This is a genomic window from Agathobacter rectalis ATCC 33656 (genome assembly GCF_000020605.1).
Classification (GTDB): Bacteria; Bacillota; Clostridia; order Lachnospirales; family Lachnospiraceae; genus Roseburia; species Roseburia rectalis.
This window is the reverse complement of record NC_012781.1, coordinates 941,863-957,780: the sequence shown is the minus strand read 5'-3', so window position 1 is coordinate 957,780 and position 15,918 is coordinate 941,863. Positions and strand designations below refer to the sequence as shown.

Annotated in this window: 9 protein-coding genes; all 9 read right to left on the bottom strand. The window is 41.7% G+C overall.

From position 1 onward, the window contains the following. Positions 1-22: 22 nt before the first annotated feature. The 9 genes from ileS to EUBREC_RS04660 all read right to left on the bottom strand — a co-directional run bounded on the left by ileS (position 23) and on the right by EUBREC_RS04660 (position 15,783). Positions 23-3,190 (bottom strand): isoleucine--tRNA ligase, encoded by a 3,168-nt coding sequence (gene ileS / locus EUBREC_RS04700; RefSeq protein ID WP_012741916.1) that lies wholly within the window; start codon positions 3,188-3,190, stop codon positions 23-25. Between the two features lie 467 nt (positions 3,191-3,657). After that, positions 3,658-4,557 carry a hypothetical protein gene (locus EUBREC_RS04695; RefSeq protein WP_041253933.1) on the bottom strand — a complete coding sequence of 300 codons (900 nt, stop codon included), beginning with the start codon at positions 4,555-4,557 and terminating at the stop codon, positions 3,658-3,660. Positions 4,558-4,715: 158 nt separating this feature from the next. Then, on the bottom strand, positions 4,716-6,215 hold the full coding sequence (locus EUBREC_RS04690) for a methyl-accepting chemotaxis protein (RefSeq protein WP_012741914.1): 1,500 nt from the start codon (positions 6,213-6,215) through the stop codon (positions 4,716-4,718). 197 nt (positions 6,216-6,412) lie between these two features. Beyond that, a complete protein-coding gene (locus EUBREC_RS04685; protein ID WP_012741912.1) occupies positions 6,413-7,321 on the bottom strand; it encodes a carbohydrate ABC transporter permease in 909 nt (302 codons plus the stop codon). 14 nt (positions 7,322-7,335) lie between these two features. Then, positions 7,336-8,292: an ABC transporter permease gene (locus tag EUBREC_RS04680; protein ID WP_012741911.1), complete on the bottom strand. Its 957-nt coding sequence runs from the start codon at positions 8,290-8,292 to the stop codon at positions 7,336-7,338. 73 nt (positions 8,293-8,365) lie between these two features. Continuing rightward, a complete protein-coding gene (locus tag EUBREC_RS04675; RefSeq protein ID WP_012741910.1) occupies positions 8,366-10,030 on the bottom strand; it encodes a type 2 periplasmic-binding domain-containing protein in 1,665 nt (554 codons plus the stop codon). A 139-nt stretch (positions 10,031-10,169) separates the two neighbouring features. Then, complete coding sequence (locus tag EUBREC_RS04670) at positions 10,170-11,765, bottom strand: response regulator (protein ID WP_012741909.1); 1,596 nt, start codon at positions 11,763-11,765, stop codon at positions 10,170-10,172. Between the two features lie 10 nt (positions 11,766-11,775). Continuing rightward, positions 11,776-13,542, bottom strand: a complete 1,767-nt coding sequence (locus EUBREC_RS04665) for a sensor histidine kinase (RefSeq protein WP_012741908.1) — start codon at positions 13,540-13,542, stop codon at positions 11,776-11,778. A 96-nt stretch (positions 13,543-13,638) separates the two neighbouring features. Beyond that, positions 13,639-15,783 (bottom strand): glycoside hydrolase family 3 C-terminal domain-containing protein, encoded by a 2,145-nt coding sequence (locus EUBREC_RS04660; protein ID WP_012741907.1) that lies wholly within the window; start codon positions 15,781-15,783, stop codon positions 13,639-13,641. Positions 15,784-15,918: the final 135 nt, after the last annotated feature.

Here is a 15,918-nt window from a genome sequence, read left to right as displayed (position 1 = left end):
AATGCTCCCTCTCGTGCAGAGATTATTGTTTTTCAACTGCAAGCTTAACAGCCTCACCATTAATCTTCCAATCCTTTTCATAGCCCTTAAGTTCGCCTGATTTAATTGATACGGCAAGAACCTCGGTCTTGATTTCATCACCAAACTTTTCAAATACATTTGAAAGCTTCTCATCTGCCTCGTATGTCACAGCGATGTGGTCCATAACCTCAAAGCCTGCGTCCTTACGCATTGTCTGGATCTTACTGATGATTTCTCTTACGAAACCTTCCTCGATAAGCTCAGGAGTGAGGTTGGTGTCAAGAACAACGGTTATATTGTTGTCAGACTGTGTCACATAGCCCTCCATCTGAGTCATCTCGATAAGTAAATCCTCTTTAGATAATACAACTTCATCGCTAATGCTGTCAAGCTTGAGAGAGCCGGTGCTGTTAAGCTCCTCCATGGCCTTATGACCATCAAGCTCAGCTAAAACTGCCTTAATCTGGCCAAGGTATTTACCATACTTAGGACCCACTGTTCTAAGCTGTGGCTTGAATTTGTAGGTGGTGTAGTGTGATACATCATCAGTGAACTCAACCTCTTTTACGTTGAGCTCGTCTGCGATGATATCCACATAAAATTCATCCAGTTTTTCCGGAGCCTTTACAAACATTTTTCCGATTGGCTGACGGTTTTTGATATTTGCCTCGTTACGGCATGCACGTCCGAGTACTACAACCTTTAGTACCTCATCCATATCAGCTTCGAGCTTTTTGTCAATCAGCTTCTCATCAACTACAGGATAGTCGCACAGATGAATTGACTCCGGTGCGCTCTTGTCGATAGAGCAGACAAGATTTCTGTAGATATCCTCTGTCATGAAAGGAATCATAGGTGCTGCCGCCTTTGATATGGTGACAAGTGCTGTATAAAGTGTCATGTATGCGTTTATCTTGTCCTGCTCCATGCCCTTTGCCCAGAAACGCTCACGGCTGCGGCGTACATACCAGTTACTCAAGTCGTCTACGAACTCCTGAAGGTACTTTGCCGCCTCCGGAATCTTGTAGTTTGACAGGCACTCATCCACGCCTGCCACTGCTGAGTTGAGCTTTGAAAGAATCCACTTGTCCATTACTGCAAGCTTATCATACTCAAGGCTGTATTTTGTAGCATCAAAATTGTCGATATTTGCATAAAGAACGAAGAATGCGTATGTGTTCCAGAGTGTTCCCATAAACTTACGCTGTCCCTCAAGCACGAGCTTTCCTGAAAACTTCTTTGGAATCCATGGAGCTGATGCTGTGTAGAAATACCATCTGATGGCATCTGCACCGTATGTCTCAAGTGCATCAAACGGATCTACCGCGTTGCCCTTTGACTTGGACATCTTCTGTCCGTTCTCATCCTGTACGTGTCCAAGCACGATGACATTCTCATAAGGGGCCTTGTTGAAAAGGAGTGTAGACTCAGCCATGAGTGAATGGAACCATCCACGTGTCTGGTCAACTGCCTCTGAGATAAACTTGGCCGGGAACTGCTTCTCAAATACTTCCTTGTTCTCGAATGGATAGTGGTGCTGTGCAAATGGCATGGCTCCTGAATCAAACCAGCAGTCAAGTACCTCTGGTACACGGTGCATATCCTTGCCACATTCAGGACACTTGATTGTCACAGCGTCGATGTATGGTCTGTGAAGCTCTACCTCTGCTGCCTTTGGATCTCCTGCTTTTTCGGCGAGCTCTGCACGGCTTCCGATACACTCTCTGTGTCCGCATTCACACTCCCAGATATTGAGTGGTGTGCCCCAGTAACGGTTACGTGAGATAGCCCAATCCTGTATATTCTCAAGCCAGTTTCCGAAACGTCCTGAACCGATAGACTCAGGAATCCAGTTTACTGTATTGTTGTTTCTGATAAGATCATCCTTTACTGCTGTCTCCTTGATGTACCATGACTCTCTTGCATAGTAGATAAGAGGCTTGTCACATCTCCAACAGTGTGGATACTCATGCTCAAATTTCGGAGCATCGAAAAGCTGCTTTCTGCCGCTTAAGTCCTTTAATACCTCAGGATCTGCATCCTTTACCCACATACCGGCAAACGGAGTCTCGGCTGTAAGCTCTCCCTTGTCGTTTACAAACTGTACAAATGGAAGGTCATAATTTCTTCCGACATTGGCATCATCCTCACCAAATGCAGGAGCGATATGAACGATTCCTGTACCGTCTGACATAGTAACATATGTGTCACATGTCACGAAAAAGCCCTTCTTGCCCTGCTTATCGGCAACCTGCTTAGCGCAGTCATAAAGCGGCTCATACTCCTTGTACTCAAGATCCTTTCCTTTGTATGTCTCAAGCACCTCATATGCCTTCTTGCCTGCTTCTGCGTCCTCTTTTGAAAGAAGCTGTGAGAGCACCTTGTCTGCAAGTGCCTCTGCCATATAATATGTGTAGCCATCAACAGCCTTTACCTTTACATATGTGTCATTAGGGTTCACACAGAGTGCCACGTTGCTTGGAAGTGTCCATGGAGTTGTGGTCCATGCGAGGAAATATGCATCCTCTCCTACTACCTTAAAACGTACTACTGCTGATTTTTCTTTAACTGTCTTGTAGCCCTGTGCCACCTCCTGTGCAGAAAGCGGTGTTCCACAACGAGGACAGTAAGGAACAATCTTGAAGCCCTTGTAAAGAAGTCCCTTATTCCAGATTTCCTTGAGAGCCCACCACTCTGACTCAATGAAATTGTCGTCATATGTGACGTATGGATTGTCCATATCAGCCCAGAAACCTACTGTGTTGGAGAAATCCTCCCACATACCCTTGTATTTCCATACAGACTCTTTACATTTCTTGATGAATGGCTCAAGTCCGTAGTTCTCAATCTGATCCTTGCCGTCAAGGCCGAGAAGCTTCTCCACCTCGATCTCAACAGGAAGTCCGTGTGTATCCCAGCCTGCTTTACGTGGCACATATTTGCCCTTCATGGTCTGGAATCTTGGAATCATATCCTTTATGGTACGTGTCTCAACATGTCCGATGTGAGGCTTTCCGTTTGCTGTAGGAGGTCCATCATAGAATGTGTATGTCTCTCCTTCTTTTCTGTTTTCCATAGATTTTCTGAAGATATTGTTCTCTCTCCAGAACTGCTCTGTCTTCTTCTCGCGTTCAACGAAGTTCATATTGGTGTCAACTTTGTTGTACATGACTATCTCTCCTTATTCTATATTGTTCGTGAACATCCCAACATGCACCTCAAATTCGACTCTTACGAGGCTTCCTTGTGGCTTACTCCACTAGAATTTTCGGTTTATGGAATATTCACAAAAAAAGGCACACATTCCTGTAATTAGGAACGCGTGCCTGATACGTCTATACCACCTATTACAATGTACTTAAGGGAAATACCCTTGCATACCCGCCCCTGTAACGTAGGGAATACGTCAGAACCTACTCTCGCAACACTGTATGGCGATTTTAGCCTGCGGCTCAGAAGTGATTTTCAAAACGGCTCTACTCATACCGGCTCTCACCTGCCCCGGCTCTCTTTGACTTTCCTGCCATCTCTACTGTCTTCGTCACTGCCTTTTACTAACTGTGTTTAAGTATATAACTGAAAAGCCACTGTTGTCAAGATGTAATTGATTCTGTAATAATTTGATAATAATTAACTCTAATAAATGCCATCATACTCAAAATTCTGATAATCAAAATCATCATAATCATAAGAATCATAATCATAATCGTAATCCTCATAGGAATCGTCATCATTATAATACTCATAGCCCTCATCAAAGCCCTTCATGAACTCCTTTTCAAAATCTGTGCTTACGTTTGAGCCTGCTATAACCCAGAATATGATGCTGACTATAACTGAGATAGCTGCTGTTGCTATACCAACTATACCAAACACCTTGTTGTTGCCCTTTATGATATGTATAATACCAAAAATGATAGCAAGCAGAGCTGTCACATAATTGATGCATGTACAAAACAGTACAATAGATGCGATTCCAAGTACCAGAGAAGCTATACCAAAGCCATTGCTGTTCTTTGGCGGCTGGTTGTATGGATTAGCTCCATACTGTGGCTGATTGTAGGCTGTCTGTCCGTATGCAGTCTGATTGTAGCCACCCTGTCCGTTTGGCTGCTGGCCATACTGCGTCTGTCCGTAAGCTGACTGATTAAATGAGCCCTGATCATATGTGTTCTGGTTGTATGTACCCTGGGCATTTGGATTCTGATTGTATGCACCCTGGGCATTTGGATTCTGATTGTATGTACCCTGATTTGCATAACCATATGCACTGCCCGGATTATTGACATATCCGTCTGTGCTGCCTGTCTGGTCTGATGACTGTCCATATGCATTCCCACTTTCCTGCTGGGATACAGACTGATTATATGTGTCTGTCGGCTGACTGTATGTGTCTGTCGGCTGACTGTATGTGTCCTGCGGCTGGCTGTATGCGTCTGAGCCATTTGCTGTTCCTGAAGACTGACCGAATACACCTGTATTGTCCGGTGTGCCTGACGACCGGTTGTCATTGTTCATATAATTGTTATCGTCCATAACTTCCTCCATATATCCTATTGTTTATGTAGCCATTGTGTTATTGTGTTAGAAATATTTTATCATATATTACAATAATGTAAATATTTTTATCATAAAAAATATATAAAAATGGCAGGAGCAAATGCGCTCCTGCCGTAAAAAACATATTACTGCTCTTAGAAATCAAATTTCTGACTAAGCTCTTCCTCATTCTCCTCAACAGAGTTTTTGAGGTCATCCGCAAGCATATAGATATTTTCCAGTACCTTCTTGCACTTTGCCATGCTCTCGACTGTGGTATCAGCCATGCGAAGTCCCTCCGTTGAAGAAGCTGCAACCTCTTCTCCTGTAGCTGAAAGGTGTGTGATATTGTCTGATATGACTGTTGTTGAATCAAGAATCTTTTTGATACTCTCCTCAGCCACATTGATATCCTTCATCAACAGCTCAACGGCCTCTCCCATGGCATTAAACTTGTCTCTTGTATCGTCGATAAGCTCATTCTGCTTCTCTACCGATGATACTGAGTTCTCGATACTCTCGTTGGCACGCCTTGTGTCCTCATTGAGCTTGTTTATAATCTCTGTAATATTGGCTGATGCATCCTTTGTCTGCTCTGAGAGCTGTCTGATTTCATCTGCTACTACCGCAAAGCCCTTTCCTGCTTCACCTGCCCTGGCCGCCTCAATTGAAGCATTGAGAGCAAGCAGATTTGTCTGGTTAGAAATATTGATAATCGACTCAACAAAGCTCTTTACTTCCTCTACCTTAGCTGTAAGACTCTGGATAACTGACACTGTAACATTGCTTGCCTCTGCCACGTTGTGTGCCTGCTCCTTGAGTTCTTCCACAACATCAGCTCCCTGCTTTACGGTCTCATCAGTCTGGCGTGAGGCATCTATCATAGCCTTGATTCCACTTTCTGCATTGTCTGTATTTCCCTGAATATCAACACACATAGCTGCCTGCTTCTGGATAGCCTCCGCAGTGCTCTCTGTGCTGTCTGCTATCTCCTGGATTGAACTATGGCTCACCGCAACAGACTCATCGAGATCATTTAACATGGTCATAGCCTCGTCAAAGTGCTTTGAAATATTCTCCGCAACCATTACCATCTTCTTATTGCTGTCCACCTGTGCCATAGCAGATTCTTTGATTTCTTCCATATTTTCATCGAAGAAATGGGTAAGAAGAATCGTGATGCTGTCTGACGCATATCCCACAAGTACAAGTACAAAAACTGCTATCACATCATTCTGAAGAACTGTACCCCCTATTCCAAGCTGCATTACAAGCCTGATGACGCTGGATATGATTATTACTGCGTTCATCACCATCATCATCTTTATATCCAGATATATCATCGCTGCAATAACAAGCGGCAGGGCATATGTCCATGTACCGATTGTTGAATTGATCAGTGCGATAATAAAATATCCTGCTGTCATGGCGCTTACAAGTATAAGCGCACCTGTTCTGCTGTCTCTTTTTGTAATAAATGCAATTACAGCTATTACTATTACTGCTATTGCCGCAACAAGCTGTATACTTATCCTGGTAATATCAGCATCTTTTGTCCCAACTGCTGCAAATAACGTAAATGCTATATATGCAAATACTATGATTACCGCCAGGAATACACGTTTGTTGGCTCTGTTATACTGTTGACTATTCATAAAATCCCCCTTCTTTTGTTTGAGTTTTTAGAGTAGCTTTATTATACAACATTTTTTTATAATAATCCACTACTATTTAGTGCCAACGTACCATTTTTCTCATTTTGCTCCTGATTTGAAGAAAATTCTCCTTTCAAATAAACATTTACACAAAAACACCCGGCAGTTATCCTGCCGGGCATCCTGTAAAAAAATATTTATTCTTTAACTCCACCAAGTGTAAGTCCTGTAACAAAGTATTTCTGTAAAAACGGGTAAATACATATGATCGGAAGCATTGTTATAATTGTTGCTGCGGCACGAACTGAGGTAGGTGTAACTGCACCTACAGCATTTTTCAATGTTTCTGCTGATCCTCCCTGATTTGTTACAGCTGAAAGAAGCTTCATAAGCTCATACTGTAATGTAGTAAGCTTTGTATTCATACGGTTATAAAGCATTGCATCAAACCATGAGTTCCACTGTCCTACTGCTACGAATAAAGCTACTGTCGCATATACCGGTTTGCAGAGAGGTGAATAAATCTTCAGAAAAATGGTGGTATATCCTGCACCGTCAAGCTGCGCTGATTCCTCTAAGCTGTCAGGAATTCCATTCATATAGGTCCTGATAACAAGCATGTTAAACGCACTGACCATTCCAGGGACTACATAAACCCAAAAACTATTGGTAAGCCCAAGTCCCTTGTACAGGAGGAAGGTAGGGATTAATCCACCATTGACATACATTGTGATAACCCAAAACAGGGATAAACCTCTTTTGAACAAAAATCTTTTTCTGCTGACTATAAAAGCAAGGATTGCATTTGCCACCAGTGCTAAGACTGTTCCAATTATTGTTCTGGCAACAGTAATGTATGCTCCTGTTATAAGATTATCTTTTTGTAAAACCGTTATATAATTCTTCCAGGTAAACTTTCTTGGTAAGAGGTAAATTCCACCTCTTAATGCATCTGTACCATCATTAAGCGATATCGCAAGTGTATTAAGCACCGGATAAAGCGTTATGATCAAAAACAATACCATAATGATGCAATTTACAATTGGAAATATACTTATCTTCTTTTTCTTTTTGCTCTTTACAGAGCCTGCTGTTATATCTGCCATCGTACAAGACCTCCTTAAAACAACTGCTCTTCACCATTATGTTTGGCAATTTTATTTGCAATAAATATAAGAATTATACTTACCACGCTCTTGAATATACCTGCTGCAGTACCTATTGCATAATCTCCCTGGCTTATGCCCCATTTAAGTACATAAATATCAATAGTCTGTGATACTTTCTGTATCAGACCGTTTCCTAAGAGATACTGTATCTCAAATCCTGCATTTAAAACATTACCTACATTCATAAGAAGAAGGATTATGATAGTTGGTTTGATTCCCGGCAGTGTTACGTACTTGATCTTTGCCCAGCGTCCCGCTCCATCAATAGATGCTGCTTCGTAAAGTGAAGGATCTATTGATGTAATGGCTGCAAGATATATGATTGCATTCCATCCTGTTTCTTTCCATACATTGGCAAATGCCACTATCGGCCAGAAATATCCCGTATGTGCGAAAAAGTTTATCGGTTGGTCTATAATATGCATATTTACAAGGAACTCATTTACAATACCTGTTCCTGAAAGCATATCGTGTAAAATACCTGTTACAATGATCCATGAAAGGAAATGTGGAAGATATGATATAGTCTGTACTACTTTCTTTCCACCCTTTGATGCAATCTCATTAAGTAAGATTGCAAATGCTATGGCTGTGACAAAAGTTACAACCAGATTGATAACGCCCATTGCGAGTGTATTTCTTATAACACGGATAAATGTCATATCCGAGAACAGCATCTTGAATTTGTCCAATCCAACAAATGCAGAATGAAATATACCAAGTCTTGGTTTGTAATCCTGAAATGCCATTGCCCAGCCAGCGAGCGGCAGATAATAGAATACGACTCCATATGCCACCATTATTGCTGCCCAGAACAGCAGCACTTTCTGGCGTTTGACTTCTTTCCATGTAATTTTTGTTCTAGGTTTTCTGACCTTTTCTTTTTTATTTTCTCTCGTTAATGACATGACACCACTCCTTAAAAGGCAGCAGGCAGATAAAACGCTATTACATCTGCCTGCCTTAAATTTCATTTAAGCTTTATTTGAACTTAGCAGCCTGCTCTAATCTTTTATCAAGCTCAGTCTGTAATTCATCCAGGAAATCCTGTGGATTGCATGCATTGTATGCATCCATGTATGTATCCCATGCTTTGTCAAAGTTTTTTGCCATAACAACCTGTGGAAGCTGCTCATGCTTAACTTCGCCAATCTTTGTCCAGGCTACTCCACCAGGAGTGCTTGTGTTAAAGTTGTTAGAGTATGACCACATCGGATACCAATCTCCAGGTGCATCGTTTGTTCCAAGCATTTCAACATATGTCTTAACACCATAGGCATCGAAAGCTTCTTGTACATCACTGTTAAGACCATCATAGAACTCTCTTGCCTGTCCATCAGGTTTGTTGGCATTGATTCCATCATCACTTGTTCCATTGTACTGTGGGAAGTATGAGTATGAGCATAAATGAGAAGCCTTGTATGCTGTATCAGAAGCCTGCTTTCTCTCATCTGCTGTTCTGTAGAACTCACCATTCTCATCTACTTCATAGTCAGTACCCTTGACACCCCAGAATCTGAGATTGTGGATATCCTGATCAAGAAGATCATTTACAAACTTCATGGCCGCATCTACATCATCACAGGCTGTTGTAACAGCAAGACCTGTTGCCTCGTTGAAAGCACCGCCTGCATTGTGCCACTGATTGTCACGGCCGTCGATTGTTACAGGTACCGGAATGTAATCGCATCCCTGCTCAGCAAGACCTGCCTGTTTAATTGCATCACCTGCTGTGAATGCAAAATCCCACCACTGGTCAATCATTCCAAGTACACGTCCTGTAGAAAGCTTAGAGATATATTCATCATATGTCTGTGTGAATGACTCAGGATCTACAATTCCCTTATTATACTCTTCATTGAGCTTCTTGAAATATTTAACTGCTGTATCAGATGTATTATAGTCAAGTATTTTCTTTGTATCAGGATCTACCATACATGATCCATCGTTTGGATATCCGTCAAGGAACTGTGGTGCATTCTCAAGACAGAAATATCTCCAATCCTCACAAAGGATTGTATATGGAATATTTTCTGTTCCATCAGCCATTGTTGGATTTGCTTCATTATATTTCTCGATGAGGTCAAAATACTGATCCAGTGTCTTGATCTGCGGATAGTTAGCCCATTTAAGTACTCTTGCCTGGATCCAGAATGCCTCGTCATTGTGTGTGCAGACTTTCTCGTCTCCCTTTATGCAGCTAAACTGTGGTATCCAGTAGATATGTCCGTCATCCTGACGAAGTTTTTCCCACTCAAGTTCTGTGAAAAGATTTTTGATGTTTGGATATTTCTCGATGTAGTCATCCAGTGGAACAAGTGCACCTGCTTCATATAACTGCTTCTGTCCACTTGCACCTTCAATGAAATCAGGATACTCGCCACCTGCGATCATTGTTCCGACTGCCTCATCTGCTGTCTGTCCGGTAAGCCAGGTTTCCTTTACCCTTACACCTGTCTTTTCCTCGATGATCTTCTGGATTTCATTATCATCATTGATTTCAGATCCCGGTACAGCAAAGAATGCATCAAACTCTTTCACACCTCCGGAGCTACCTTTTTTGCCACTATCATTACCACATCCGGCAAACATTGTTGCTGCCATAGTAGCCACAAGCAGCATGCTTACAATTTTTTTTCTTCTCATATTGTAATGTCCTCCCTTTTGATAACTTAATTTTATACTTTTTAAGTTTTCAAACAATCGGAGTAACTATAGTCAAAAACAGGGTAAACTATAGTTTCTCGAAAAAACTATAATTTACCCTGTTTTGCAGTAATATATATTATTCTCCACTTTGCATCTGCCGTCTGAAACGCGCCGGTGTGCAGCCTTTTACCTGTATAAACCTGTTCACAAAATAATCCATATCATGATATCCGACTTCCTCTGCTATCTGTATTATCTTCTTATCAGTCCTAAGCAGAAGCTCTGCCGCACGTTCCATCCTGTAATTGTTCAGATAATCCTTAAAGGACTGTCCGTATTTTTTTCTGAAAAGCTGCCCTAAGTATGCACTGTTTACATAATACTTCTCACTCAGGCTCTTAAGCGTGATGTTCGTGGCATAATTGTCTCTTACTTCCTTTTCTACCATGCCGATCACACCTCTTGACACATTTTTTCTAAGCTGCGACAGATAATCACCATACTCACAGCAAAATCTGGTCATATGTGCACGGCTTCCCCTCTCAATACCGGTCTTAAAGCTGCTCTCACTTATGAGTCGCAAAATCTCCTGCTGATTTACATTATCATCCTGCTCACTTGCCAGGTGTATGAACTGAAACAACAGATAATTGATATTTAAGTTCATGCTTTCCCCATTCATACCCATGCTGGACATCTCATCATAAAATGTGGCAACTGCATTTCTTATCTCAACATGGTTGTTCTGTTCCACTGTCCTAAGCAGCTCATCCAGACTATCTTTACAAAGCACTATTCCATCTGCCGATATCTTTACTTCATCCTCATAGTAATATATGCTCTTTACTATGCGAAATCCCTGAAACGACCTGAGCATACATGCATTGCCGTATGATCTGGCTATCTTTGATATATCTGATACTTTTCTTCCGACCAGCATAACTATATTCTTTTGTGTATTATCACATATATACCTTCTCAGATCCTCCAGATATTTTCTCTCGTTTTTTGCGGCTTCCTCTGCCATATAATCTGAGCATATAAAGCCTATGTCATACACTTTTTCATTTACCGATACATCAAATACACAATGTGCCGAATCAGCCCCCAGAAAAGCAACACAGCTTTCGTACATCTTGCGCTGTAAGCTTCTCATATCACTATCGAGTATCTCATCACCTGCCGGAAACTGCTCCACCTGTATCTCAACATACCTTGCTCCACCCTCACACCTCATATTTTCTTTTACATAGTTCAGGTTTACTTCATCATATTTGCCCCGTATCAGAGATATCAGGTGTCCTGCAAGGTATGCCTGTTTCATCTTTTTGTTATCCTCGTCGATCTTGTTTTTCTCGTTTTTGAGCACAAGAACCTTGTTTAGTACCTTAAGCAGCATCTCCTTGTCCACCGGCTTTAGTATGTAATCCGTACAGTCATTCTGCATAGCCTGCTGCGCATAGCTAAAATCTGCATAACCGCTTAATATCACAAAATACACATCTGATTTTTTATCTTTTCTCAAAGTCTCAAGCAGCTCAAGTCCTGTCATCTCCGGCATCCTTATATCGGCTATGACCAGATCCACATTCTCATTTTCAAGAAACTGCAGGGCTTCCTTTCCATTTGAGACCATTCCTGCTATCTCAAATCCTTCATTTTCCCAATCAATGATCACCTTAAGCCCCTGTATTATAAAAGGCTCATCATCCACCAATAATACTTTAAGCATTTTAAATCTCCTATAAATATGTTTCCGGTATTTTTATCATCACAGTCGTACCGCAGCCTTCCTCACTGTCCACATCAAATACTGCTTTAGATTCCGTTACCATTTTGATACGCAGGCAGGCATTTATCACGCCCACTCTGCCACCGGTCTTTAACATATCGATATCTGCATTTTTCATGTTACTTTTCATTTTTTCAAGAGCATCCGGATCAATTCCGCTGCCTGTATCCTCAACCTCTATATGCATGAACCCGGCTTTTTTGAATATACGCACAAATATCCAGCCCGGAGCAGCTTTACTTTCTATGCCATGCACACAGGCATTTTCAACAAAGGTTACAAGCGTAAGTTTTGGCACCTGACATTCCATGCAGTCTGCTTCTATATCTATGTTATAGTTCAGCCGCTCGCCAAACCGGTATTTCTGCAATGCCAGATAGGCTTTTACAAATTCACATTCCTTTGCAACGGTTACAGCATCATTTCCCCACTCCACATACTGTCTTTGCATGATTGCGAGTTTTTCAACCATATCAGCCGTCTCATTTTCCCTTTTAAGCAGACTGTGCATTCGTATGCTCTCAAGCGCATTAAACAGAAAGTGCGGATTTATCTGGCTGTGCAGTGCAAGAAGCTCTGCATTTTTCTGACTTACAAGCATCTCCTGCTCTTTTAGCTTATTCTTATATACAGTCTGGATCAGGTCATTTGTGCGGCTTACCATCCTGTTGTAATTTTTTATCATGCTGCCGATCTCATCTTTGCTCTCCCTGTCAGTCATAGATACAAGCTTTTCGCTGTCAACCGACTTAAACACCTTTGAAAGCTGTAATATCCTGCTCGTAAAGGAATGGTTAAAGATACTGACCAGACAAAGTGGAAAGAATACATTTATAAGCATCAGAAAAACAATGATCGGTGCATTGTGCATAAGCATGCTCCATATATTACTGCGTGTCTTAAACACATATATATCAAGATCACAGCCATACAAAGAGAGCTGCTGCCTGTATACGGAGTCGCTTATTTTCCCAATCGCCTCCAATGTCTTAAATGGTTTGTTGATTCCACTGTAGGCCCCATTTGACAGCACTATGTCATCTCCATGGCAGATAAGCACTTCATTATCATAATTCATATTCTTAAAAGTACGCATCATGCTGCCATAATTAAACTCTATCTTGAGTACCTTTTCGATATCAGATGAGTAAAAATCCAGCTTTTGCATATAAATCATACGTCTTTCATCTGACAATCCGGCTCCGCCTTTTTCATATACAAAAAAAAGTCCTCCGCTTCCCTTCTGCTCCAGTAGTCTGTAAGAATCCGTATTTCTTACAGCAGACATATCATTTACTTTTCCGCCATTTACTATTGTAGGATTGTCAGCATACAGGAAAAACACTATATTGCTCATTCCAAGTGTGTTTTCAAAAAGTGTATCCTGAAAGAAGCTCTGATACTCTGATACATACTCAGCAGAGCTTGTGTATTCCTTTGATATAAAATCATCTATGCGCTTGCTGGTATAGATACTCTTAGCTGCCTCTCCTGCGTTATTGACCATGCTGCTCAGATTATATCCCACAGCACTTGCTATGCTCGACATTTCATGTCTGCTGCTTTCTTTTTCAGCATTATTTACGATGGAAAGCACCACTGCATCAGTCACTATGAGCGGCAGCATGACACACAGTACATAAAATATGTAAAATTTTTTTCTGAGTGAATAATCATCAAGCTTTCTCTCAATGGCATTCCATATTGATTTTCTCATAAACAGTTCCTCTGAAATCACTTAAAGGAGCCGACATATGCCCGCTCCTAAAGTCTGTTTTAACTTATCATTAATTATAAAATAACATATTTATTATTAATAATCTACCCCTGTTTTCTCTCCACATCTTGCGATCTCAATGCGCTCTGTCCTCTTGCCTGTGAGCTTTGTGCTTCTGTCATCAGGCTGCTGTCCTCCTGCGGATATCTCATAAATTCCCGGCACAGCTACACAGCTTCCATCCTCTTCTATCACAGCAAAGTCCCTTGGCGAAAGAGTCAGCTTTACTTTCTTAGTCTCATGTGGCTCAAGCTTTACAACCTCAATCCCCTTTAGCTGATATCCCGGCTCATACTCTGCAGCATCAACGTGCCTGATATAGAGCTGAACTATCTCATTTACAGTATATCTGCTGTCATTTGTCACATTTACAAACACCTCGACAGGTTCGTTTACATCACTTTCTGCTTTATCCACTGACAGTCCATCATAGTTTGTCTCACCATAATGCAGTCCATATCCAAATGGATATAACACATTCTCATTTGTATAGCGATATGTCCTGTGAGCCATTGAATAATCCGTAAACTCCGGGAGATTTTCGGTGCCCTGATAAAATGTAACCGGCAGTTTTCCATTCGGACTATACTCTCCGAATATAGCTTCTGCAACAGCCTTTCCGCCTCTGGCTCCCGGATACCAGCTGTCTATAATGGCATCCACATGCTCTTCTGCCCAGGAAAGATCTATCGCACTTCCTGCTGACAGCACAAGTATTACCGGCTTTCCTACTGCTGCAACAGCCTCTAAAAGTTCCTCCTGAAGTCCCGGAAGCATAAGCCCCAGCTTGTCACCGCTTGCATATTCATTTCCGGCATCCCCCTCTTCACCTTCTATAGTTGCATCAAGTCCAAGACACATTACGACCACATCTGACTGTTCTGCCATGATGAGGGCTTCCTTAAATCTGTCCTTTTCCTCTGCAAGTCCCTGTACTTTGTCCTTGTAAAGATGGCAGCCCTCTGCATAAAGCACTCTTGTATCCTCTCCAAGATATTGCTGTAATCCCTCAAGTGGAGTGATATATCTTGATGAGGTACCATAATAATTTCCTATAAGCGCATCCCTGGAGTTGGCATTTGGTCCGATAACCGCAATAGTTTTAACATTTTTTCTGTCAAGAGGCAGGAAATTGTCCTTATTCTTTAAAAGTACAAGACTTCTTCTGGCAGCCTCCACAGAAAGCTCCACATGCTCCTTACATTCTACAACCTCATACGATATGTCCTCATATGGCGATGGATAATCCTTCATCATGCCCAGACGGATACGCACCTCCATCAGCCTTTCTACTGCTGCCGTGATCGCCTCGTCTGAAACCATTCCCTTGTCATAAGCATCCTTAAGATGTAAAAATGCACTTCCACAGTTTAAGTCACAGCCGTTGTTTACAGCCATAGCAGCCGATTCCTCAACTGTATCCGTCACATGATGGTGTTCGTGGAAATCAAGTATTGCCCAGCAGTCTGACACCACATGACCTTCAAATCCAAACTCGTCACGCAGTATATCCTTAAGCAGTGTCCTGCTTCCGCAGGCAGGTTCTCCATTTACCCTGTTGTAAGCCCCCATGACAGCCTCAACCTTTGCATCCTTTACACATCGCTTGAAGGCATACAAATATGTATCATACATATCATGCTTTGATGCTTTCGCATCAAACTCATGTCTTATGGCTTCCGGACCGCTGTGTACCGCAAAATGCTTTGCACAGGCTGCCGATTTTAAGTGATCCGGATCATCTCCCTGTAATCCCCTTATATATGCGCAGCCAAGCTTACCTGTCAGGTACGGATCTTCCCCGTATGTCTCATGTCCCCTGCCCCATCTTGGATCTCTGAATATATTTACATTAGGTGCCCAGAAGGTAAGTCCCTTGTATATTCCGTGATCACCCTTTTTTGAAAATTCATTGAACTTTCCACGACCCTCCGTTGATACAACATCTCCGATCTTTTCTATCAGGTCAGTATCAAAAGTTGCCGCAAGACCTATCGCCTGAGGAAATACTGTAGCAACACCGGCTCTTGCTACTCCATGAAGAGCCTCATTCCACCAGTTGTATTCCGGTATCCCCAGTCTTTCTATAGCCGGTGACTCATACAGCATCTGACTTATCTTCTCATCTATTGTCATCTGCGATACTAGTTTTTTTGCATATTCTATAGTTTTTTTACTCATAGTGACTTCTCCTTTAATTTATATAATGATTTTACCAGATTCATGCAGTATTTTCTTTCTAATTGTTGCCCCACAATGTTCAAAAATTGCTATTTGTGCTATAATAACTATATTCACGCAAATGCGCATAAATAT